The organism is Collinsella sp. OM04-5, from assembly GCF_003439125.1.
GTDB lineage: Bacteria > Actinomycetota > Coriobacteriia > Coriobacteriales > Coriobacteriaceae > Collinsella.
In genome coordinates, this window is sequence record NZ_QSUU01000014.1 from 19,165 (window position 1) to 41,013 (window position 21,849).

A 21,849-nucleotide genomic window follows, 5' to 3' on the forward strand; every position below is an offset into this window, starting at 1 on the left:
CCGAAGTTCGTTGCAGAATCTACGCTCGAAACGCTACATCTGCTTGCGGCGACGATCGCCCAGCGTCACACCCGCAGCCACGAGTGTAATACCGCCGATAACGAAGACCTCGCCCGCAAGCGCAGAGTCATCACCGGTCTGGGCGAGCGCGGCAGGCGCGGCCTGTTTCTTGGCAACGGGGGCCTTTGCAGCAGTCTGCGCAACCTGAGGCTTGGCCTGCGGCTCAGCCTTGGGATGATACTTGTCGTACTCGGCCTGCGCGGCAGCCAGGGCATCCTTGGCATCGCCAAGCTCGGCAAGCGCGGCGGCATAGGCGTCGTTGGCATCGGACAGCTTGGCATCGGCATCGCTCAGAGCAGCCTTGAGGCCAGCGGCGGCATCGACGGCGGCCTTATAGCGAGCGTAGGCAGCGTTCAACTTGACCAGCTTCTCGTTGCCCGTCGTGCCCGCGGCAAGGGATGCCTTGTGGTCGACAGCCTCAAGATCGGCCTTGAGTGCCTCGTCGTTGGCAAGCTCGGCCTTGGTCTTGACGATCTCGAGGTTCGCATCGACGACGGCTTCGTTGGCGGCCTCGAGCTGCTTCTGGGCATCGGCGACACCGGCGACGGCAGCGTCATAGGCGGCCTTGGCGTCGTCGACCACCTTCTGAGCGCCGGCGAAGCGCTCGAAGGCCTTGTGTGCGGTGGCAAGCTCGCCCTCGGCGGCCTTAGCCTTCTCCTGTGCGTCGGACAGGGCCTGCGTCTTGGCGGCAACTGCCTGCTTGGCGTCCGAAAGAGCGGTCGCGGCGTGCGCATCTGCGGCCTGAGCCTTGTCAACGTCAGCCTGGGCAGTGTCGTCGGCCTTCTTGGCCTCGCCTAGCGTGCCCTGCTTGTTCGCAAGGTCCGTATTGGCGGCATCGCGCTTGGCGGTAAGGTCCTTGACCGAAGCAGTGGCGTTGTCATACGCCTCATTGGCCTGATCGGACTTTGCCTTGGCGGCATCGCGGGCGCTGCGAGCCTTCGCCTTGTGAGCAGCGGCATCGGCTGCCTTCGTCTTGCTGTCAGCAAGCGCGGCGTTTGCCTTATCGAGAGCTGCCTGGGCAGTAGCGGCCTTGCTCTTGGCGGCATCGAGGTTCTGCTTGAGGGACTCGATGTCGATTCCGCCGAGTGCGTCCTTCGCGGCGTCGTATGCCGTCTTCGCGGCGGCGGTGTCGGACTTAGCCTTCTCGTACTCACCCTTGGCGGTGTTCATGTTCACATCTGCTGCGGTGAAAGCGTCCTGGGCGGCATCCTGCCCGTTTACAGCTGCGAAGTAAGCTTTCCTAGTAGTTCCAAAGTTCTTCTGCGCCTCGGCGAGCTTGCCCTGAAGCTCCTTGAGCTGCGCCTTCTGCGCCTGCGTGCCGCCAGCGTTATAGGCAGAGTCGATGTAGTCGTTCACGAGCTTCTTGAACTCGGAGACAGTGAAATCAGCCTGAGTATCATCAGCGCTGTAATCGAATACGGTTACCTCGGAATCGGTGTTCTTACCGCTACCGGTCGCGATACCGATAGCCACCGTAGCGGAATCGATAATGTTGAGATAGTGCCCGCAGGTGTCTCCTCTTTGATTGCCATTCTTATCTTTTGTACCGTGATACACATCGTAATAGTTTTGGTAGATATAGTACGAATCATAGCGATGAGCCATGAGATCTTTGCCGGCCTCGCTATCCACACCGTACTTTTTAATCCAATTCTCGTAATTAACCTTCTCCTGAGTGTAGAGGCCGGTATAGGGCCATCCGAGAGTGTCCTCAGTCTCGCCGCCGGTATATGCGCCGCCGCCAGCAAGGTTTTCCCCATTGTCGAAGTAACAGTCCGAGTGTCCCCAGATGTTCGATGAATATGATGCATTAAGGGCGGCTGCCACAGTCATGCGGAGGCTGACGCTGAGCGCCGACTGACCGTTCGCCTTGCGGAGGTTGTTCTGGGTGTCGAGATATGTCAGGGCGTTGCGCATCTGCTCCAAGGAAAGCGGGTTGGTGTCGCGAGACATGTCCTGATCGACGTACTGGTCATACCATTCGGCCTTGTCAGCGGCACCGGTCAGCATCGATACGGCGTCCTGGGCGTTCTTTTTCTGCGTGGCTGTGAACTGGCTGCCGTCGCTAATATAGTTCATGAAGCCGAGTATACCTTGGCTGATGACTTCCTGGTCAACGGTCATGTTGGACTTGAGGTCAGCAATCTGCTGCTCAAGAGCCTCAACCTGGACATTAGCAGCGTCATAAGCCTTTTCCGCGGCGTTCGAAGCAGCGCAGGCTGCCTCCCACTCGCTGCGCTTCTGCTTGCGAACTTCGACAAGCTTATCGTACTCCGCCTTCTTGTCGGCCTCGGTCTGCTGGGCCTGCTCGTATGCCGTCTTCGCGGCGTCACGCTTACTGGCCGCGTCCTTGTACTCCTTGTTTGCCGCATCGTATGCAGACTGGGCAGATGCCACAGCAGCGTTGGCGGCGTTGGCCTTCTCCTGCGCGGCAGCGACGGCAGCCTGGGCGGCCTGCAGATTTGTCTGTGCGGTGGCGTCGGCATCCGTCGCGACATTGAGCTCCGCCTGCGCGGTCTTGAGCTCACCAGCAGCAGCTTTCTTGGCGGCCTCAAGCGCACTCAGGTCAACACCCGTACCCGAGACGGCAGCATCGAGCGCGGCCTGCGCCTGGTCGAACTTCTGCTGGGCGTTATCGCGCGCGGTGGTTGCGGCTGCGAGAGCAGCGGCAGTCTCCTGCTTCTTGGCCTGGGCAGTCGTCAAAGCTGCCTCGGTATTCTGCTTTTCCTGCTGGGCGCTGGCCTCGGCAGCCTTGGCCTGGTCCAGATTGTCCTGTGCAGTAGTAACGGCCTTATTGGCGTCATCGAGCTTTGCCTGCGCGTCCTCGACGGCCTTCTTGGCGGCCTCGTACTCGTCCATACCCATGGCCTCGAGCTTGGCCTGGGCATCATCGAGGGCCTTCTTGGCCTCATCCTGCTTTGCCTTGGCGTCCTTGAGCGCCTGGGTCTTATCCTCGACACTCTTGTTGGCCTGTTCGAGCTGATCGTTCAGGTTGCCCAGCTTCTTCTGCTGCTGCTCAGTCTTTTCGACGGCTGCCTTAAGCTCGTCGATCTTCTCCTGAAGCGCGGCTACCTCGGCCTCGTTCTGCTCGGCGGCGTTATCGGTCACGGCCTGCGAGGCCTGATTCTTTTGCTGCTGCGCTTGCTTTTGAGACTGGCCCGCCGCGTCGGCCTTCTTCTGGGCGGCATCGTAGGCGGCCTGAGCGTCCTTGAGCTGCTTTGCCGACTCCTCGGCCAGCTGGGCAGCCGTCTTTACGACCGCTTGGTTACCGGCGGCAACGGTGTTCTCTACAGAACTACCCCCCCTGAACAGAATCGCCGTTACCGGTTGACGGTGCGGCGATTGCCGCCAGCGGCGACATGAGCGGCTGAGCAATGAGGCCCGCCGTCAAAACGGTTGCGACGGCGCGGTTAGCAACGCCCTTGACGTTGACGGCCTTGGCCCGAGGCTCAAAGTGCTGTGGACTGTAGTTTGCCATGGCTTTCTCCCTTTGACACGGATGTATCCATACGCTTCAAAATGTAGGAGCTGATTTTTGAATTCTGTTGCGCAACATTGGTCACCAGCGGATTTTTTGAAATTCGCGCTCTCGTGCTTCACAATTTCGTCACATATGTAGGAGCTGGCGCATCATATTCTTGCGGGATCGAATTGAGCCTGTGATTTGCATTTGCTCCCGCGTCATCCGCCCTATCGGATTCCGCATCCAACAGACACCCCGCCCGCCACGGTGTAGAGTAAGGGCGACGGGCGGGATACGCGGCCCTTGCCAAAACGAGGTGGACATGGAACTCGATAAACAACAGATCAAGCGGCTGCGCGAACGCCATCACCGGCGCCACGGCATCCGCCCTGCCCATAGTGAGGCCATGGAGAACGCCACCCGCTTCCTAAAGCGCGCATTCAACATTCGCGAGGGACGCGCGCCCTATCACGTGATCCGCAAGCGTTTTGTAAACGGGGCGCGTCTGACCGGCTCCCACCTATGCATCCTCATCATCGCCATGTTGATCGCGAGCATCGGCCTCGATATCGATTCGGACATCGCCATCGTGGGCGCCATGCTCATCTGCCCGCTCATGGGCTCGGTTCTTGCCATGGCATACGGCATTGCCACGCTCGACCGCGAGATTACCGTCGAAGCCGTCGCCAGCCTTGCGCTGCAAATGGCCTTTTGCCTGGTCACATCCACGTTGTACTTTAAGCTCTCGCCCCTTGGCACCACCACGGCCGCCATTATCGACAATTCGACACCAACTGTCTGGGACCTCGCTGTCGCGCTCGCCGGCGGCTTTGCAGGCGGCCTGGGCAACTCGCGCGACCAGGAACCCGCCACGCTCATCGCCGGTGTGGCCGTGGCGACCGCGCTCATGCCACCCCTGTGCGCGGCGGGCTACGGCATCGCCATCGCAAGCGGGTCGCTGTTTCTCTCGGCGCTTTACGAGTTTGGCATCAACGTGGTCTTTATCGCACTGGCTGCCGAAGCCGTACTACTTCTATTGCGTGTGCCGCTCAAGCGCGACCTCAACGGCGACGGTATTGTGACTGCTGAGGAAAATGCCGAGGTCGACGAGCTGTCACGCAAGGTGCGCCGCCGCATTATTGTGGGCACGGTGATCTTTGCCATCCCCTGCATCGTTATGACCGCGGGGTCTATTGGCTCGGCGCAGGTCGGCGTGCAGGACGGCTACGGCGTCACCGAGACCACACGCGAGCTTGCCGCGGTGCTGCCGGGCTTTAAGGATTACACCGTCGCCGTCGAGACCTCGGCCACCGAAGGGGACGAGGAAGGCATTGTAGAGCGCGAAATCGTCGCCCACGTGACGACGAGCGAGACACTCGGGGCACACGACCGTCACGTCGCCCGCAAGCTCATTGACCTCAACGTGCCCGAGCTCGATCGCGTGGAGTTTGATGTGAAGTGATGCCGGCGCGGGATGAATGCTCGCACGGACGCAAGCCACGACAAGGCACAGACGCGATACGGACACGAGCAAATTGCGGGGTGCAGTTCACACCCGAGCCCCGCTCGCTGTTTTATTGCCGTGAATCAACTGTCCGCATCGACATCGCCAGACTCCACCGTAAACGCCGGACCGGTACTCACCAGATAAAAACGGGTCACCCTGGTATCTCTAAATAGGTAGAGCAAGCCCTGATCGCGTCGGCGTGACAAGTACGCCACGTGGACCGCACCGAATTCTTCACCGTTTTCCTTCTTTAATATCAGGATGTTGGGGTCATCCGTACGCTTAAACTGCCCGTCTGTGCAGATTCCGTCTTGGTCGACCAGCTGCCATCGACAGTTGTCCTCCTCAAGAAAAGCCAGGGTTTCCCGACTCGTTTTGTCATCCCGATAGTAACCGTCAATGGCAAAGCCTTCGGAAACGCATTCCTGCATATAGGATGTTTCTCGATTTATAGCAAACTGCCCTGCAGCGCCCAGGAGCACAGCCAGGCAAACCACCGCAAGGGTTATCGAAATAACACGGCGATCCATGTTAGCCCAACCGATAGTTGTTTAACGGAGCACAAAACATACCCGGAACCTCCGATATCAGGGCAAACGTCACCTACGGCCTGCCGGCAATCATATGTTTCCAACATCAAACCATATGGTTACAACTCGTTGGAGATAGGTTCCATGAACGGACGATAATTTGCGGCGAACGGCTACATATGTTCATTATCTCAGGGTTCTGGAGGCAATTTTTGGTGCCACCGAGACGTTGTTTTCGGAAGTATGCGGCAAATTCCGGAGCCCTCGAGCACACCCCGGTTTTTCACCAATAAAACCGCAGGTACAAAGCTTGGGCATATCCAGTGTGCTCGGCCTATTCAAATTTTGCCGCATACTTCCGAAATCCGAGTCCGCTGAAGGCGCCTGCAACGCTATTTACGCAACATATGTGCAATAAAAACGGGTGGCAGCCGGTACGGCTACCACCCGTTTGTCTCATATCCAGCACAAAGCAGGCCAGTTACTTCTTAATGCCGCGTCCCAGGCGCTCGGCGACCGATGCCACGGCCTCCTCGCTGGCCGGCCCGCAGCTCACACAGCCGTCATGAGCACGCATCTGGCCGGTGACCTCGTCCATCGCGAGCGGCGCCACCTTCTCGAGCTTAAAGCCCTTACCGGCGCGCATGTTCTCCTTGGCCACACTGATCATGAGCTTAATACGGTTGAGCTGGTTGACCTCGGATGCACCGGGGTCGTAGTCCACCGCGACGATGTTGCTCTCGGGGTGCTGACGGCGCAGCTCCTTGATCACGGCCTTACCCACCACATGGTTAGGCAGGCACGCGAAGGGCTGCGTGCAGATGATGTTGGGCGCGCCATGATCGATCAGGTCGAGCATCTCGGCCGTGAGCAGCCAGCCCTCGCCCATGTTGTTGCACACCGAAAGCACCGTGCGGGCCTTGTCGGCCATGGTGCCGATGCGCTCGGGTGCCTCGAAGCGGCGGGACTTCTCGAGCATCTCCTCCACCGGCGTGCGCATCCAGTCCACAAGCTTGATGAGCGCCTGCATGCCCGCACGCGTCGTGGCAGAGCTGCCTAGCTCGTCTTTTTGCAACTCAGCATTGCTCATGGAGTACAGAAAGAAGTCGAGCAGGCCCGGCACCACGGCCTCGCAGCCCTCGCGCTCGATGACATCGACCACGTGGTTGTTGGCCGTGGGGTGGAACTTGACCAGGATCTCGCCGACCACGCCCACACGTGGCTTGGTGCCCTCGCCCACGAGCGGCATGGTGTCGAACGCGCGGATGGCCTCGCGGCACAGCTTGGTGTAGTTGTGCCTGTTGAACTTAGGCGCCAGCTTGCGGGCGCGCGCCATGTACTCCTCGTAGAGCGCGTTGGCGGCACCGGGCGTAGCCTCGTACGGGCGGCAACGATAGAGCATCTGCATCATCACGTCACCAAAGAGCACCGCGTAGACTGCTTGCTTGAGCAGCGCCGGCGTAATCTTAAAGCCGGGGTTGTCCTCGCCGAGCGCCACGGCCGAAAGCGAGATCACCGGGATCTCGGGGTGGCCGCTCTCGCGCAGGGCCTTGCGGATGAGCGCGATGTAGTTGGTGGCACGGCAGCCGCCGCCGGTCTGGCTGATAACCACGGCCGTCTTGGACAGATCGTACCTGCCGCTCTCGATGGCCTCCATAATCTGGCCCGTTACCAGGATCGACGGGTAGCAAATGTCATTGTTCACGTAGCGCAGGCCGGCCTCGACGGCATCGTGATCGGTCGAGGGCAGCAGCTCCAAGTTGTAGCCGGCACCGCGGAACACCTCTTTGACCAGGTCAAAGTGGATCGGCGCCATCTGCGGGCACAGGATGGTGTAGCCCTCCTCGCGCATCTGCTCGGTAAAGGGCACCTTGGGCCACGCGGTCGAGGCGCTTTCACGCTGCGCCTCGAACGTGTACTTGCGGCTCGCGAACGCGGGGGCATCCTTGGAGGGAGCCACCGGCGCGGCATCGCCCTGCTCGTAGGCCTCGCCCGCGGCCGTGGCCTCGGCCAGGCGCTCGGCCTCCTGGTCCTTAAGCGCGGCCATGAGCGAGCGGATGCGGATGCGCGCGGCACCCAGGTTGGATACCTCGTCGATCTTGAGCACGGTGTAGATCTTGCCGCTGGCTTCCAGAATCTCCTGCACCTGATCGGTGGTCAGGGCGTCCAGACCGCAGCCGAAAGAGTTGAGCTGGATCAGGTCCAGGTCGTTGCGCATCGTCACAAAACGGGCGACGGCGTACAGGCGGCTGTGGTACATCCACTGGTCGACGACGCGGATGGGGCGCTCGGGCTTCACGAGATGCGCGAGCGAATCCTCGGTAAAGACAGCAAAGCCAAAGCTCGAGATAAGCTCAGGCAGGGCGTGGTTGATCTCGGGGTCGTTATGGTAGGGGCGGCCGGCGAGCACAATGCCATGGCCACCGTGGTCCTCGACCCACTTAAGGGCCTCCTCGCCCATGGTCTGGATGTCCTCGTGGAAACGCGCGTCGGCCTCAAAGGCGGCGTTGACGGCGGCATCGACCTCGGAGCGCGTGATCTTGGGTCCACGCACGCGACCGCGACCGGCTTGCGCATCGGCCACACGGTCGACGGCGAGCACCTGGTACAGACGGCGCTTGAGCTCGGTCTTATCGTGATAGGGCACAAACGGGTACAGGAACTCGATGTTCTGCTCGCGGATCTCGTCGATGTTGAGCGCCAGCGCCGTGGGATAGCTCATGACGATGGGGCAGTTGTAGCAGTTACCGGCGGTCGGGTCCTCCTTGCGCTCCCAGCGCACGCACGGCATCCAGATAAAGTCGACGTCACGGTCGATGAGGTTCATCACATGGCCGTGGCTCATCTTTGCCGGGTAGCACACGCTCTCGGACGGCATGGACTCGATGCCCGCCTGGTAGGTCTTCTTGCTCGACTGGTCGGACAGCTGCACGCTAAAGCCCAAGCGCGTAAAGAACGCATGCCAGAAGGGGTAGTTCTCGTACATGTTGAGCGCGCGCGGGATGCCGACGGTACCACGCGGGGCCTCGTCGGGGCTCAGTACCTCGCGGTCAAAGAGCAGCTCGTTTTTCTTTTTGAAGAGGTTGGGTGCCTCGGTCTTCTGCTTTTTGTGGCCGGCGCCCTTCTCGCAGCGGTTGCCGGTGATAAAGCGCCTGCCGCCGCCAAAGTCGTTGACGGTAAGCTGGCAGTTGTTAGAGCAACGGCCGCAGCGGACGTGCTTTTGCGTCACAGTGAGGTGCGCGATGTCCTCGGCCGAGAGGATGGTCGAGGTGCCGTCGGCGCCGGCGCGATCGCGGGCGAGCAGGGCCGCACCATAGGCGCCCATGCATCCGGCGATGTCGGGGCGCACGGCGTGCACGCCGGTGAGCTGCTCAAATGCACGCAGCGTGGCGTCGGACATAAAGGTGCCGCCCTGGACGATCACCTGGCTGCCGATCTCCTTGGGGTCGCGCAGCTTAATGACCTTGAACAGGGCATTCTTGATGACGGAATAAGACAGGCCGGCCGCGATGTCGCCCACCGTGGCGCCTTCCTTTTGCGCCTGCTTGACGCGCGAGTTCATAAAGACCGTGCAGCGGCTGCCCAGGTCGACGGGGGCCTTGGCATGGATGGCGGCATCGGCGAACGCGCGCACGTCCATGTTCATAGAGACGGCGAAACTCTCGATAAAGCTACCGCAACCCGACGAACAGGCCTCGTTGAGCATGATGTGCTCAATCACGCCGTCCTTGACGCGCAGGCACTTCATGTCCTGGCCGCCGATGTCCAGGATAAACTCGACGCCGGGCAGGAATGCCTTGGCGCCGCGCAGGTGCGCGACGGTCTCGATCTCGCCGGAATCGGCCTTGAGGGCCTCGATGAGCAGCGCCTCGCCGTAGCCCGTGGTGGTCACGTGGCCGATGGTGCAGCCGGCAGGGATGTGATTGTAGAAATCGGCCATGATGACCTTGGCCGTGCCCAGGATGTCGCCGTTGTTGTTGCCGTACCAGGTGTGCAACAGCTGGCCGTCCTCGCCCACGAGCGCGGCCTTCATGGTAGTGGAGCCGGCGTCGATGCCGATGAACACGCGGCCGGTGTAGCCGTCGAGCTTACCCTTGGGGACGACTTCCTGGTCGTGGCGGTTCTTGAACTCGGCAAAGTCCTCGTCGGTGGCAAAGAGCGGATCCAGGCGCTCGACCTCGGCACCCTGCGTGTCACCCAGGCTGTCGATGGCCTCGATAAGCTGCGGGAACGTGCTGAGCTTGTTGGACTCGTGCGCCATGGCAGCGCCGCTCGCCACAAACAGGTGGGCGTTTTGGGGCACAATGCGGTGCTCCTCGTCCAGGTTGAGCGTGAGGTAGAAGCGGTGGCGCAACTCGGAGAGATACTGCAGCGGGCCGCCCAGGAAGGCGACGTTACCGCGAATGGGACGGCCGCACGCCAGGCCCGAGATGGTCTGGGTCACGACGGCCTGGAAGATGGAAGCGGCGACGTCCTCGGGGCGGGCGCCCTCGTTGAGGAGCGGCTGCACGTCGGTCTTGGCAAAGACGCCGCAACGGCTGGCGATGGGATAGATGGTGGTGGCGTTGGCCGCGAGCTCGTTGAGGCCGCTCGCGTCGGTGTGCAGCAGAGTGGCCATCTGATCGATGAACGCGCCCGTGCCGCCGGCGCAGGTGCCGTTCATGCGCTGCTCGATGCCGTTGTCAAAGTAGATGATCTTGGCGTCCTCACCGCCCAGCTCGATGGCGACATCGGTGGCCGGGATAAGGGTCTCGACGGCGCGTTTGCTGGCGATGACCTCCTGGACAAACTCCAAGTCGAGCCACTGGGACAGCAGCAGACCGCCCGAGCCGGTGATGGCGCAGGTCATCTGGGCCGTCGGCAGCACAGTCGCGGCGCCCTCGAACAGATCGCGGGCGCAGGCACGGACGTCGGTGTGGTGGCGCTGGTACTTGGCGTAGACGATCTGGTTGTCATCGTTGAGCACGGCAAGCTTGACGGTGGTGGAGCCCACGTCGATGCCCAGGTGCAGGTTGCCGCGGGCGGCCTCGGGGTTGAAGATCGCGCCTTCGGGGGCGTGGGCGGCGGTGGCGGTTACGGACTCGGCAACGTTGGGCGTGGCTGCGTCAGCGGTGAGCGTCTCCCCTGCCGCGTTCTTGGCATCGGCAACTGCCTCGGCAACTTTCTCGGCAGCCGCGGTCGCGGCCTTCTGCGCGGCGTCCACCACGGCGGGCGCGGCCTCGCGTGCGGCAGCGACCATACGATCCTTGATGCCCTCGACGAGTTTGCTCATTGTCTCTCCTCTTAGTTGTTGGACTCGACGGTTGCGGCGGTGTCGACCGCGTCCTCGAGCTGCAAGTTCAATAGCTTCATGCCGTATTCCGGCACGTTGATATCGATGGGTTGGCCATACAGGTCACCAGGGCGCACAAAAGCGAGCACCGTCATAATGCGCGCCATGGCCTCGGGCGATTCGGTGAGCCCACGCTCAAACCAGCGCTGAATCATGCCGACCTCGGCGCTCACGACGTAGGTGACGTAGTAGTCAAAGAACGTGCCCAGCGCCAGGCCCAAAATGCCCGTCTGCGCACGCGGCACCACAGCCTCACGCGCGGTGTCGATGATCCTTTTAATGAAGGCCTGGTCGCCGCCCGGACCCAGCAGCGCACCGATTAAGTCGCGGTTGGCCGCAAGATAGCGCAGCAGTTCAACCGAACCGGGCGCCGGCTCGAGTTCATCGATGTTGTGGTAGAGATCGGGCAGCTGAGCTGCGGTGATGAGCTCAATGCGTTCACGGATCTCGGCCAGCAAGCCGTCCTCGATTTGATTGATGAAGTCGGGGATATCGCGGTAGTGCGAATAGAACGTGCGGCGCGTAAGGCCGGCGCGCTCGGTGAGCGACGCGACATTAATGCGCGAAAGGTCGCCGCTTTCGGCAAGCTCGCTGGCAAGTGCCTGGCGAAGGGCACGCTGCGAGCGAAGGGACCGGCGATCGCATTTCTCGAGCTGGGACAAGCGTCCTCCTTGTTACTCAGCCTGTGCGCTATTGCACAGTGCGAGTATTATTGCACACCGTGTGCATCAACACGTAAAGGCAATATTTGGAATGTGACGAGGGGGCAGTCCCTTTGTCACATTATTCGATGATGGTGCGGGAGCTCTGCTTATGCATGGTGGCGAGCATGTGTTTGGGGACGGCGTGGACCATGCAGCTGCCGATAGTTGCGCTCGCGGCGACCTTGGCTGCATCGCTAGCGTTTTTGGTCGCGTAGCTGTGGCGGAAACGCTTGAGCATGGCGATGTCGTTTCCGCCGTCGCCATAAACCGCGACCTCGTCCTCGGCAATGCCGTAGTAGCCCGCCAGCCAGGCCACACTCTCGCCCTTGTTACACGCCACGTCCGTGATCTCGAACATCACCGGATCGAACGGCGCGTTGACCACACGGTCCGAGCGCTCGGCAAGATACGCCTTAAGGTCGCGCTCCAGCTCGGGCGAGGTCACGCGACAATTGATCTTGCATACATCGTGGCGCAGGATGTCACCGATCGACTGGTCGAAATACTGCTCCTCGTGATACCCGCCGCGCGCACGCATGCCGCGCATCACGATGCGCTTGATGGGACTGTCCTTTTTAAAGCCCGCCTGATGCATCTCGAACGAACCGCTCGAGTACATGCCATCGGGCGTGGAACAATCAAAGCAAATGTCCGGGAACGCCTTGAGCAGTTCCTCAGTGACCTGCGGATCGATGGTCCAAGTCTTGAGCACCTCGCCATGGCTGTCGCGCACGATGGATCCATTGGAGCAGCAGGCGTCAAGCGCCAAGCCCGTAAAGCCATGCTCGCCGATCGGCAACGTCGAGCGTCCAGTCGCGGGAACCACGTGCAGGCCAGCCACAGCCAGCTCGCGAATGGCGCGGCGGATGGTCCCATCCGCCTCGTGCAGGGCGTTCAGCAGCGTTCCGTCTAAGTCACTCGCGAACATCTTGATCATGGACATGCCTCTCCTTCGTCTGCCCGATATTGTAGACGAAGGAGAGGCATGTCCAAACAATGCCGTCCCGGCGCGGCGTACCACCGCCTTCACAAATTCACGGTGCCCCAGCGCGTTAAATCAATCGCCACAAGCGACTTTTCAGCCGATAAAACAGCGCCGTCGTCAACGTCAGCACCGCCAGCATGCCTGCGAATACAATCGCCGGAGTCCATCGATCGTATGCGAGCCCGTAAACCAATTGGCCAATAGGCGTTGCGCAGGAAAGAACCGTGTAAACGACCGAAAGCACTTTTCCGCAGAGCTCAGTCGGCGCTGCCCGCTGAACAAACGCGATGATTTCAACCGACGCAATGGCTGCCCACACCATGACCCATGCCGAACCAACCGCAAACACGGTGAACACGCATACATCTGCGCCGAACAGTAGCGTAACAATAATCGGTACGACTCCAAAACAGATCATCGCAACATATCGACATATGCCATTGAGAGAAAAGCGATGCGGCCAAATGCCGACCAAGCCACTGCCGGCAAGACCACCCAGGCCCATAGCAACCTCAACTATCCCAACGCAGGACGATTGCATGCCGAGATGCTTTGTAACAATAATGGGAGCGCCAATCGTTAGCCCAACCAACGCAAGGTTCAAAACGGCCGCAAGCAAAATCACAGCGGCCAATGATGCATTTTGCAACAGATACCGAATCGACTCCCGAAAATCGTTTCGGCATGTCGTGCGAGTCACGCCGTCTCCCATCGTTTCAGATGAGGCATTTTGCTTGAGTGCGACCCCAAACAAGAAAGCTGAAATCGCAAACGCCACCGACGCGGTTGTGCAAAGAGTATCGATGCCAAAGCACCCATAGACTGCCGTCCCGACCGCAGGGCCCAAGATATTGCTCACCATGGTCATCTGCGAAACCAATGCAGTGGCCCGCTCAACCTTCTCTTCACCCGCCATGCGCACCGTCTCAATTTGGAGCATTGGCTTCAGCAGCGATTGAACACCATATTGAACACAAAGTATCGCTACTACGACGACCGCAAGAGGCAATGAGCGCTTCATGGGGATAGACAGCAGTGATGCAGTCATCAGAGCAATGCCGAGGGACACGAGGACCTCGCGATGTCTTCCCCTATCCGCCAAGATTCCGCCAACCGGAGTTGCAAGTACGCCGGGTATGAACGCTATCGCCGCGACGACGCCATATAACGTTGACGATCCACTGCGATCGAACAAGTAAAGTGGATACGCAAAGCACAGCGCCGACAGCATCGAATACGTGCACAGCTGCGCAACCAGAAGTTCCGCGAGCCTGATTGACCGCACTGTTTTTGATTTCAACGAGACACCGACGTCTCTCAGCCCAGCCATAAGCCCACCCCCTATACATACCACTAGTATGTATTTAATGACTTGAAAAGGGCAGCCGTGGCTACCCTCACAAATCAATTACATACCGTTGGTATCTATATTACCACCCGGCGCGGTCCCATACGCCCCAAATCTGCGCCGTTGTCTGAAGCACTTCATTACCCAAATCGAGCCCCACCGCGGCAGCCATCTGCGCCAAACATTGTGCGCGAGCGAGCATTCGCTCCTTGGGCTCGAGCGGACGGAACAATGGCAGCAGCCAAAGATTCGCCAACAACGATACGGCCTCCGCCGCTTCGCGCGGGCATTCGCACGCAATGGAGCCGTCGGCGATGCCCTCCTCGATCACTGGCAAGAGACAGCCATCGGCCGACTCGTCAAATGAGCCCTGGTACTGCATCGCCAGTAGGCGCGAGCTTTTTACCGGATCTGCTGCAGGACGCATACGTGCCCATAGCTCAATTTGTGGAACAACGGACTCGGGAGCGTACAGTCGCTTGAGCTTTTGGGCTCCGGTCATATTACCGACGCCAAGCATCGAGCGGCGGTGCTCAACAATCGGAGTCATCGCCCGATCAAACGCGGCGTTGAAAATCTCTTCTTTGCTCTTGAAGTGATGATAGACAGCGCCCTTGGTCATGCCGTCGAGACGGTCAACGATATCTTGAATACTCGTCCCCTCATAACCCTGTGCGCAGAATAGCTCCAGTGCCGCGTCGAGAATCTTCGCGACCGTCTCCTCGGGATATTTATTGCGACCCATAATCCGCCCATCCGCAACGCAAGCCTTGTGCCTCATTGCAGCATTTTAACGTTGCGGATGGCAGACGGTCGATTCTACACCGCGGCGGGGCCATGTTCGCCGGTGCGAATGCGGATGACTTCCTCGACCGGCTCGACCCAGATCTTGCCGTCGCCGACGGCGCCGGTGCGGGCGGCATTGCAGATGATGTCGACAATTCCGTCGACATGTTCATCGGCGCAGATGAGGGTGAACTGCACCTTAGGGATCGTGTTGACAAGCAACTCGTTGCCGCGCACGTATTCCTTCCAGCCATGCTGCGCGCCGCAGCCCTGCACCTGGTTGATGGTCATGCCGCGAACATCGGCAGCAAACAGCGCGTCTTTGAGAACCTCAAGTTTTTCCTGACGGACGATCGCCGTGATCTTCTTCATAGTGAATTCCTCTCTTTAGTAAAGAAATGAATTGCCATTCAATAACGCGGGTTTTCCAAGTGCCCGAGATTGCCCCGAAAGAGGAGCGCCGCGTACTTCGGTACGCAAGCGACGGTTTGAGGGGCAAGGTCGGGTGCTTGGGAAAGCCGCGCTGCTAATCGAGTCCGGAGAACGAGGGGTACGCGCTCTCGCCGTGCTGACTCGCATCCAGGCCCAGTGCCTCGTCGGCCTCGTCCACGCGCAGGCTACCGTGGAACAGCGCCTTGACCACCGCGGCGATCACCAAGTCGAGCATCAGCACAATAACGACCGTCACCACAATGCCCAGAACCTGCGAGACAAGCAGCGACACGTCGCCCGTGTAGAACAGGCCGCCCTTACCGGTCCACGAGAGCTCCGGCACGCAGAACAGGCCCGTGAGCACACCGCCCAAGATGCCGCCGATACCGTGGCAACCGAACGCGTCGAGCGCATCGTCGTAGCCGAACTTGGTCTTAAGATGGCTGATGGCCAGATAGCAGACGGGCGATACGATCAGGCCCATGACCAGCGCCGCCCACGGCTCGACAAAGCCCGCACCCGGCGTAACCACCACAAGGCCCGCAACCAAACCGGTGCTAGCACCCACCAGCGTGGGACGACCGGTGTGCACGCGCTCGACGACAAGCCACGAGACCATGCCCGCCGCGCTGGCCGTCACGGTGTTGAGGATGGCGAGTGCCGCCACGGCGTCGGCCTTAAACTCGCTGCCGCCGTTAAAGCCAAACCAACCAAACCAAAGTAGACCGGCGCCCAGCGCCACAAACGGCACGTTATGCGGACGGTAGCTCACCATGCCAAAGCCGCGACGACGGCCGAGCATTAAGCAGAGAATCAGGCCCGTGAGACCGGACGAAATGTGTACCACGTCGCCGCCGGCAAAGTCGAGCGCGCCGATGATGTCGCCGATAAAGGAACCATCGCCGCCCCAAACCATGTGGGCGAGCGGCGCATAGACCACGAGCAGCCAAATGCCCAGGAAGGCCGTCATGGCACCAAACTTAACGCGGCCTGCCAGACTGCCCGTAACGATAGCGGCGGTGATCATGGCAAACGCCATCTGGAAGGCGATGTTGATGATCTGAGGGTAGACGGCACCATCCGCAGCATTGCCCTCGGCCGCCTGCAGCACCTGGTTGAGCACCGGCAGGCACAGCAACTGGTCAAAGCCGCCAATAAACGGGCTAGAACCGTCGCCACCGTAGGCCAGCGACCAGCCGGCAACAATCCACAGCACACCAACCAGGCCAATGGCGCCAAAGCACATAAGCATGGTGTTGATGACATTTTTGCGCCTGGACAGGCCGCCATAGAAAAACGCCAGACCCGGTGTCATTAAAAACACGAGCATGGTGCAGATGAGCATAAACGTTGTCGATCCCGTATCGTACATTCGCTCCCCCTTGGTCGCATGAACGTTGTCGGCGCTCATGATGCGGCCGAGGGGCAACTGGTGTAGACCAGATACGGCGTTGTTAAACGCTGCGTTGTCGAATGGAAACGGCACCGCAATCTTGGAAACGGCGCGGCAACGGACGCGAAACGAACGGGAAACGTGCGAACGAGAAGGGCGCGCTTGGCTCCGCTCTGGCTAGCGCCGGAACAGCTCGCGGGCTCGGTCGCGGAGGTCGGTAGCTCGAATGACACCCTCGTAACGATTGATGCGCAGACGCGGGAAGGCGTTAAAGAAGCGTAGGTCGCGGCGGCTGAGTGACACGCTCGGTACCGGGCGGCTCATGCGCTTGCCGGCAAGGCGACGACCGAGCGACGGACGCGGCATACTCGGCGCGGCATCGGCCACGCGGCGGGCAGCGAGCGCCAGGCCGCGAGCACCATCCGAGATAAACGTCGGCATCGAAGTCTTCTCGCGCAGGGCATCGAGCGCCGCGTCGCCCAGCTCGGCCAGCCAAGCGTTAACGGCGCGACCGCGGATATGCGTCTGCGCCACCGAGTCAATCGCCGAATCGGGAATACGTTCGAGCATAGAGTCGGAGACGTCGGCAAGCGACTCATTGATGCGGTCGGCAAGGTCGGCACGCACACGCTCAAGCTGATCGGACAGACGCCGCCAGCTCGCCAACGAGCACACCGCATCGACCATCATCGCGACCGCGACGATAAAGGCGGCCAAGCGCACGATTAGCACCGGCAGATGGCCAAGCAGCCCCAGCAATGCCGGCTCCACTAAACGGCAAATACACAACGCACCCAAGCCAAACGCGCAGGCCCAGTACAGGCAGATGCGTCCGTGCAGGTTAAACGGCAGATGCGAGTAATCCCAAAACCGGGCACCCGTCGTTTTTTCCAACAGCACGCCCACGCTATATTCGATCACGCTGCATACGAGCGCGGCAGCGACAAACTGGCTCGAGGCGTCTGGGATTCCACGCAGCAGCAACCAGCACGCAATGCCGCCCGCACCGTAGATGGGACAACACGGCCCTAGCAAAAAGCCGCTGTTGGCAAAGCGTCCGTGGTTGAGCATGGCGCAGACTGTCGACTCCCATACCCAGCCGCAAAAACCGTAGAAGGCAAACGAGAGTACCAGCGCCGAGAGCGGACAGGCGGCAAGCGTCGCGCCGTCAAATGCCATGTCGATCGCGGTTCCCACCGTCTACCCACTCCTCTTTTCGTTCGATTCTTTGCTCGAGCCGTCACTCGGGCCCTCGTTCAAATCGTTCGCGCCGCCTTTGCGCGGCAGACGGCCGGCAATCGTCTCGCGCAGTGCGCACCATTTATCCGCCAGGCACACAATCCATGCCTCACGACACGTCGGCGGCACCGGTACCAGCGGAAACATATGCCGTACGATAATATTCCGCTCGCGCGGCGTCAGCTCAAAATCTTCCTCCGCACGCGCCAAGGCAAAAAACGGGTGACGAAAGCCATGCAGTCGATGGCTTGGGTCGGGATCGTGCCAGTCATAGAGAAAGTAATCGTGCAGCAGGGCCCCGCGCAGCAGCGATAAGCGGTCGACGGAGATACCGACGCGGCCCAGGCGCTCGGCAAAGGACAGACTTGCCCGCGCTACCGAGGTCACATGCGTATAGACCGTCACATCGCCATGTTGGATAAACTCATGCATCAGGTCCAAGCGGCCCGCCTGGGCAAGCTGACGGGCGGCATCGTCGACCTCGCGCGCGATTTTCTCGGCACGAACGGTATCGGACATGCGGCCTCCTTCCGGCGGCGCTCGGCGGCAAGCCGCGGCCTGCGCGCAATGAATAAAATCATCATCGAATTTACCAGTATGGCATCGGACAAAACGTTTTGCCCCACCAGTTGGCGAATTACCGCGCCGCCGTCACATATCAAACGCCAAAATGTGCGAGACTGTCTTGTGCAATTGTGCCGGCCGAGGGAGTGCCGGCGCACGATTCGCATGGAGTAACCCACAACGATGCTGCTTACGCAAACGACAACGCCCGAGGACGTCAAGGCTCTCGATCGCGCCGAGCTTCCGCTGCTCTGCGGCGAGATCCGCCACGCCATCCTCGAAAGCTCCGCCGCCGTCGGCGGGCACGTTGCCCCCAACCTGGGCGTCGTTGAGCTTACGGTTGCGCTCCATCGCGTGTTTAACTCCCCCATCGACAAGATTGTCTTTGATGTTTCGCACCAGACCTACGCCCACAAGGCGCTGACTGGGCGCGCGTACACTTATATCGACCCGGCACGCTACGGCGAGGCCTCTGGTTTTGCCAATCCTGACGAGTCCGAGCACGACCTGTTCGCCATGGGCCACACCTCCACGTCGGTGAGCCTGGGCTGCGGCTTGGCGCACGCTCGTGACCTGGCGGGCGATGCGTACAACGTCATCACCATCATTGGCGACGGTTCGCTTTCGGGCGGTCTGGCGTTTGAGGGCTTTAACAATGCCGCCGAGCTCGACAGCAACCTGATCATCATCGTCAACGATAACGACCAGTCCATCGCCGAAAACCACGGTGGCCTGTATCGCAATCTGGCCGAGCTACGCGCCAGCAACGGCACCTGTGAGCGCAACGTTTTCCGCGCGATGGGGCTCGACTACTGCTATCTGGACACCGGCAACGATGTGTTGGCCCTGGTCGACACGCTGCAGGAGCTGCGCGATATCGATCATCCCATCGTGCTGCACGTCTCCACCGCAAAGGGCAAGGGCTTTGAGCCAGCCCAGAGCGACCCCGAGCGCTGGCATCATGTGGGTCCGTTTGACATGGCGACTGGGCGCAAGCTCTGCCCGGGCCATCCGAGCGAGCCTGCGCCGCGCACCTATGCCGACATTACGGGCGAGGCGCTCAGCGCCGCCATCGAGCACGATCCGCAGGTCGTGGGCATCACGGCCGCCACGCCCTACATCATGGGCTTTACACCCGAGCTTCGCGCCGCCGCCGGCAAACAGTTCGTCGATGTGGGCATTGCCGAGGAGCACGCCGTGACCTTTGCCACCGCGCTTGCGCGCTCGGGTGCCAAGCCAGTCTTTGGTGTGTACGGCACGTTTTTGCAGCGCGCCTACGACGAGCTGTGGCACGACCTGTGCCTCAACGATGTCCCCGCAACCATCCTGGTGTTTGGCGCATCGATCTTTGGCACCACATCCGAGACGCATCTTTCGTTCTTTGATATTTCTATGCTGGGCGCTCTCCCCAATATGCGTTACCTGGCGCCTTCCTGCATGGAGGAATACCTATCCATGCTGAGCTGGTCGCTCGACCACCGCGAGCATCCCGTGGCGATTCGCGTGCCGGGCATTGGCTTGGTAAGCCGCCCCGATCTTGCGCCTGCCGAGGACGCCGATTACGGCGCCGTTCGTTACAACGTGGTGTGCCAGGGTCGCGACGTGGCCGTGCTCGCGCTTGGCGATTTCTTTGAGCTGGGCGAGCGCGTGGCAAACCGTCTGACTGCCGAGTACGGCATCGAGGCCACGCTCGTCAACCCGCGCTATGCAACCGAGCTCGACCGCGAGTTCCTCGACAGCCTTGCCGCCAAGCATCGCGTTGTCGTCACCCTCGAAGACGGCATCTTGGACGGCGGCTGGGGCGAGCGCGTCGCGTGCTACTTGGCCTGCACGCCCGTGCGCACGCGCACCTTTGGCATCGCCAAGGGCTTCCCCGACCGCTACGACCCCAACGAGTTGCTCGCTCAGAACGGCATGACGGCCGAGAACATGGCCGCCGAAGCCGTTAGGCTACTTAACGAGTAAAAAACCTCCGCAAGGGAAGCACCCCTGCGGAGGTTTTTATTTTCGCGGCGCGATTATCTCAATCTGTAACATCTAGGGCCCGAATTCCCGTCTAACTGTTACAGATCTAGACAAACCATCTTTGCCCCTGACCTTTGTCTCGATCTGTAACAGAAAGGGAGCTTTTGTCCGTCTAACTGTTACAGATCGAGACATTCGAATTCCCCTGAAGAGAAAATCTCAATCTGTAACAGTTACTCGGCAAAAATGGCTGCAGATGTTACAGATTGAGACAAAGCAGCGAGACAGGCCACCACATCTGCAAGAACCACCACAAAGGTGCCTGTCCCTTTTTGGTAGGAAGAATTACCCATAAGGTAAGTATGTTTCTGAGTTATTTCGTGTTGACCCATTTGAGCGCGATAGGGTATAACTCTACTCAACCGCTAGGGATTTTATTGAGAAAGGTGTTCTACCATGAGCAAGAACCTCTCCCAGCAGGTCGTTCTCGACCGCCGCGGCTTCGTTGCCGCCACCTTCGCAACCGTCGCCGGCCTTGGTCTTGCCGGCTGCTCCGACACCAGTGCCGAGGCCGACAAGGGTTCCGCCGGTTCCTCCAAGAGCTCCGAGGATACCGAGGTTTCCGCCACGCTCGACGCCAAGGCATTCGACAAGCTCGTCAACGACGGCCCCAAGGCCGATGATGACGCCATCGCCGCCAGCACCTGGGCTACGGCCGTCAAGGCTGCCGGCGTCTTTACGATCGGTGGCGTCCAGACCTCCACGCTCTTCTCCCTCCTCAACGAGAAGGACGGTCAGACCCGCGGCTTCGACGCCGGTATCGCACAGCTCCTGTCCAACTACATTCTGGGCGAGAACAAGGTCGAGATCACCCAGGTGACCTCGGACACGCGCGAGTCCGTCCTGCAGAACGGCCAGGTCGACGCTGTCTTTGCCACCTACACCATCACTGACGAGCGCAAGAAGCTCGTCTCCTTCGCCGGTCCCTACTACTACACCCAGCAGGCCATCCTGGTGCTCGCCGACAACGACGACATCAAGAGCGTCGACGACCTGGCCGACAAGAACGTCGCCGTCCAGTCCGGCTCCAACGGCCCCGCCATCCTGGAGGAGTTCGCCCCCAAGGCCAGCCAACAGGAGTTCAAGACCGACGAGGAGGCCCGCCAGGCACTTCAGCAGGGCCGCGTTGACGCCTACGTCATCGACAACAACATGCAGCAGAGCGCCCTGGTCCGCGAGCCCGGTAAGTACAAGATTGCCGGCAAGCCCTTCGGCAGCAAGGAGCCCTATGGCATTGGCCTGCCACTCGATTCCGACGGTGTCGCCTTTGTCAACGACTTCCTTAAGAAGATCGAGGATGACGGCACCTGGACCGAGCTGTGGCAGATCTGCATTGGCGACCGTACGGGCGACACCAATGTTCCCGAGCTGCCCGAGATCGGCGCCTAGGCAGCGAGCCTAGTAACGGCCGCTACGAAACCATACGGAAACGCACGATGCGCTTTATTGCGCTAAACTGTTTCCTCACTGAGTTGTCGGGG

15 protein-coding genes are annotated in these 21,849 nt (G+C 60.5%); 3 read left to right on the forward strand and 12 right to left on the reverse strand.

The window, feature by feature from the left end:
- Positions 1 to 33 precede the first annotated feature (33 nt).
- Complete coding sequence (locus tag DXB53_RS08550; protein ID WP_117584127.1) at positions 34 to 3,435, reverse strand: CAP domain-containing protein; 3,402 nt, start codon at positions 3,433 to 3,435, stop codon at positions 34 to 36.
- Entirely contained in the window at positions 3,356 to 3,538 is a 183-nt protein-coding gene (locus DXB53_RS09970; RefSeq protein ID WP_158556519.1) for a hypothetical protein, read from the reverse strand. The genes DXB53_RS08550 and DXB53_RS09970 overlap by 80 nt, the downstream gene beginning before the upstream one ends.
- 307 nt (positions 3,539 to 3,845) lie before the next feature.
- On the opposite strand from DXB53_RS09970, the gene DXB53_RS08555 reads away from it, so the two are divergent.
- Complete coding sequence (locus DXB53_RS08555) at positions 3,846 to 4,985, forward strand: DUF389 domain-containing protein (protein ID WP_117584128.1); 1,140 nt, start codon at positions 3,846 to 3,848, stop codon at positions 4,983 to 4,985.
- Between the two features lie 125 nt (positions 4,986 to 5,110).
- Here the strand turns inward: DXB53_RS08555 and DXB53_RS08560 are convergent, their stop codons facing one another.
- The 10 genes from DXB53_RS08560 to DXB53_RS08605 form a co-directional block, all read right to left on the reverse strand.
- Complete coding sequence (locus tag DXB53_RS08560) at positions 5,111 to 5,560, reverse strand: hypothetical protein (RefSeq protein ID WP_147329328.1); 450 nt, start codon at positions 5,558 to 5,560, stop codon at positions 5,111 to 5,113.
- A 481-nt stretch (positions 5,561 to 6,041) separates the two neighbouring features.
- Positions 6,042 to 10,832 (reverse strand): 2-hydroxyacyl-CoA dehydratase, encoded by a 4,791-nt coding sequence (locus DXB53_RS08565; RefSeq protein WP_117584130.1) that lies wholly within the window; start codon positions 10,830 to 10,832, stop codon positions 6,042 to 6,044.
- Between the two features lie 11 nt (positions 10,833 to 10,843).
- Positions 10,844 to 11,554 carry a TetR/AcrR family transcriptional regulator gene (locus tag DXB53_RS08570; RefSeq protein WP_117584131.1) on the reverse strand — a complete coding sequence of 237 codons (711 nt, stop codon included), beginning with the start codon at positions 11,552 to 11,554 and terminating at the stop codon, positions 10,844 to 10,846.
- Positions 11,555 to 11,675: 121 nt separating this feature from the next.
- On the reverse strand, positions 11,676 to 12,533 hold the full coding sequence (locus DXB53_RS08575) for an HAD-IIB family hydrolase (protein ID WP_117584165.1): 858 nt from the start codon (positions 12,531 to 12,533) through the stop codon (positions 11,676 to 11,678).
- A gap of 115 nt (positions 12,534 to 12,648) precedes the next feature.
- Positions 12,649 to 13,911: an MFS transporter gene (locus DXB53_RS08580; RefSeq protein ID WP_117584132.1), complete on the reverse strand. Its 1,263-nt coding sequence runs from the start codon at positions 13,909 to 13,911 to the stop codon at positions 12,649 to 12,651.
- 100 nt (positions 13,912 to 14,011) lie between these two features.
- On the reverse strand, positions 14,012 to 14,674 hold the full coding sequence (locus tag DXB53_RS08585; protein ID WP_158551690.1) for a TetR/AcrR family transcriptional regulator: 663 nt from the start codon (positions 14,672 to 14,674) through the stop codon (positions 14,012 to 14,014).
- Between the two features lie 74 nt (positions 14,675 to 14,748).
- Positions 14,749 to 15,087, reverse strand: coding sequence for a P-II family nitrogen regulator (locus DXB53_RS08590; RefSeq protein ID WP_099432138.1), 339 nt, complete (start codon positions 15,085 to 15,087; stop codon positions 14,749 to 14,751).
- A gap of 154 nt (positions 15,088 to 15,241) precedes the next feature.
- Entirely contained in the window at positions 15,242 to 16,519 is a 1,278-nt protein-coding gene (locus tag DXB53_RS08595) for an ammonium transporter (RefSeq protein ID WP_117584134.1), read from the reverse strand.
- Positions 16,520 to 16,717: 198 nt separating this feature from the next.
- Entirely contained in the window at positions 16,718 to 17,737 is a 1,020-nt protein-coding gene (locus tag DXB53_RS08600; protein ID WP_233503854.1) for a putative ABC transporter permease, read from the reverse strand.
- Positions 17,738 to 17,740: 3 nt separating this feature from the next.
- Positions 17,741 to 18,298: an HD domain-containing protein gene (locus DXB53_RS08605; RefSeq protein ID WP_117584135.1), complete on the reverse strand. Its 558-nt coding sequence runs from the start codon at positions 18,296 to 18,298 to the stop codon at positions 17,741 to 17,743.
- 228 nt (positions 18,299 to 18,526) lie between these two features.
- On the opposite strand from DXB53_RS08605, the gene DXB53_RS08610 reads away from it, so the two are divergent.
- Together DXB53_RS08610 and DXB53_RS08615 are read left to right on the forward strand one after the other, a co-directional pair.
- Positions 18,527 to 20,308 carry a 1-deoxy-D-xylulose-5-phosphate synthase gene (locus tag DXB53_RS08610; protein WP_117584136.1) on the forward strand — a complete coding sequence of 594 codons (1,782 nt, stop codon included), beginning with the start codon at positions 18,527 to 18,529 and terminating at the stop codon, positions 20,306 to 20,308.
- A 456-nt stretch (positions 20,309 to 20,764) separates the two neighbouring features.
- Complete coding sequence (locus DXB53_RS08615; RefSeq protein WP_117584137.1) at positions 20,765 to 21,757, forward strand: glutamate ABC transporter substrate-binding protein; 993 nt, start codon at positions 20,765 to 20,767, stop codon at positions 21,755 to 21,757.
- Positions 21,758 to 21,849: the final 92 nt, after the last annotated feature.

What these genes read in the sequence shown, in the direction of transcription:
- DXB53_RS08565 (WP_117584130.1), bottom strand. Translation starts at nt 10,832, where the DNA reads ATGAGCAAACTCGTCGAGGGCATCAAGGATCGTATGGTCGCTGCCGCA.
- DXB53_RS08555 (WP_117584128.1), top strand. Translation starts at nt 3,846, where the DNA reads ATGGAACTCGATAAACAACAGATCAAGCGGCTGCGCGAACGCCATCAC.
- DXB53_RS08560 (WP_147329328.1), bottom strand. Translation starts at nt 5,560, where the DNA reads ATGGATCGCCGTGTTATTTCGATAACCCTTGCGGTGGTTTGCCTGGCT.
- DXB53_RS08610 (WP_117584136.1), top strand. Translation starts at nt 18,527, where the DNA reads ATGCTGCTTACGCAAACGACAACGCCCGAGGACGTCAAGGCTCTCGAT.
- DXB53_RS08595 (WP_117584134.1), bottom strand. Translation starts at nt 16,519, where the DNA reads ATGTACGATACGGGATCGACAACGTTTATGCTCATCTGCACCATGCTC.
- DXB53_RS08585 (WP_158551690.1), bottom strand. Translation starts at nt 14,674, where the DNA reads ATGGGTCGCAATAAATATCCCGAGGAGACGGTCGCGAAGATTCTCGAC.
- DXB53_RS09970 (WP_158556519.1), bottom strand. Translation starts at nt 3,538, where the DNA reads ATGGCAAACTACAGTCCACAGCACTTTGAGCCTCGGGCCAAGGCCGTC.
- DXB53_RS08590 (WP_099432138.1), bottom strand. Translation starts at nt 15,087, where the DNA reads ATGAAGAAGATCACGGCGATCGTCCGTCAGGAAAAACTTGAGGTTCTC.
- DXB53_RS08615 (WP_117584137.1), top strand. Translation starts at nt 20,765, where the DNA reads ATGAGCAAGAACCTCTCCCAGCAGGTCGTTCTCGACCGCCGCGGCTTC.
- DXB53_RS08605 (WP_117584135.1), bottom strand. Translation starts at nt 18,298, where the DNA reads ATGTCCGATACCGTTCGTGCCGAGAAAATCGCGCGCGAGGTCGACGAT.
- DXB53_RS08580 (WP_117584132.1), bottom strand. Translation starts at nt 13,911, where the DNA reads ATGGCTGGGCTGAGAGACGTCGGTGTCTCGTTGAAATCAAAAACAGTG.
- DXB53_RS08575 (WP_117584165.1), bottom strand. Translation starts at nt 12,533, where the DNA reads ATGATCAAGATGTTCGCGAGTGACTTAGACGGAACGCTGCTGAACGCC.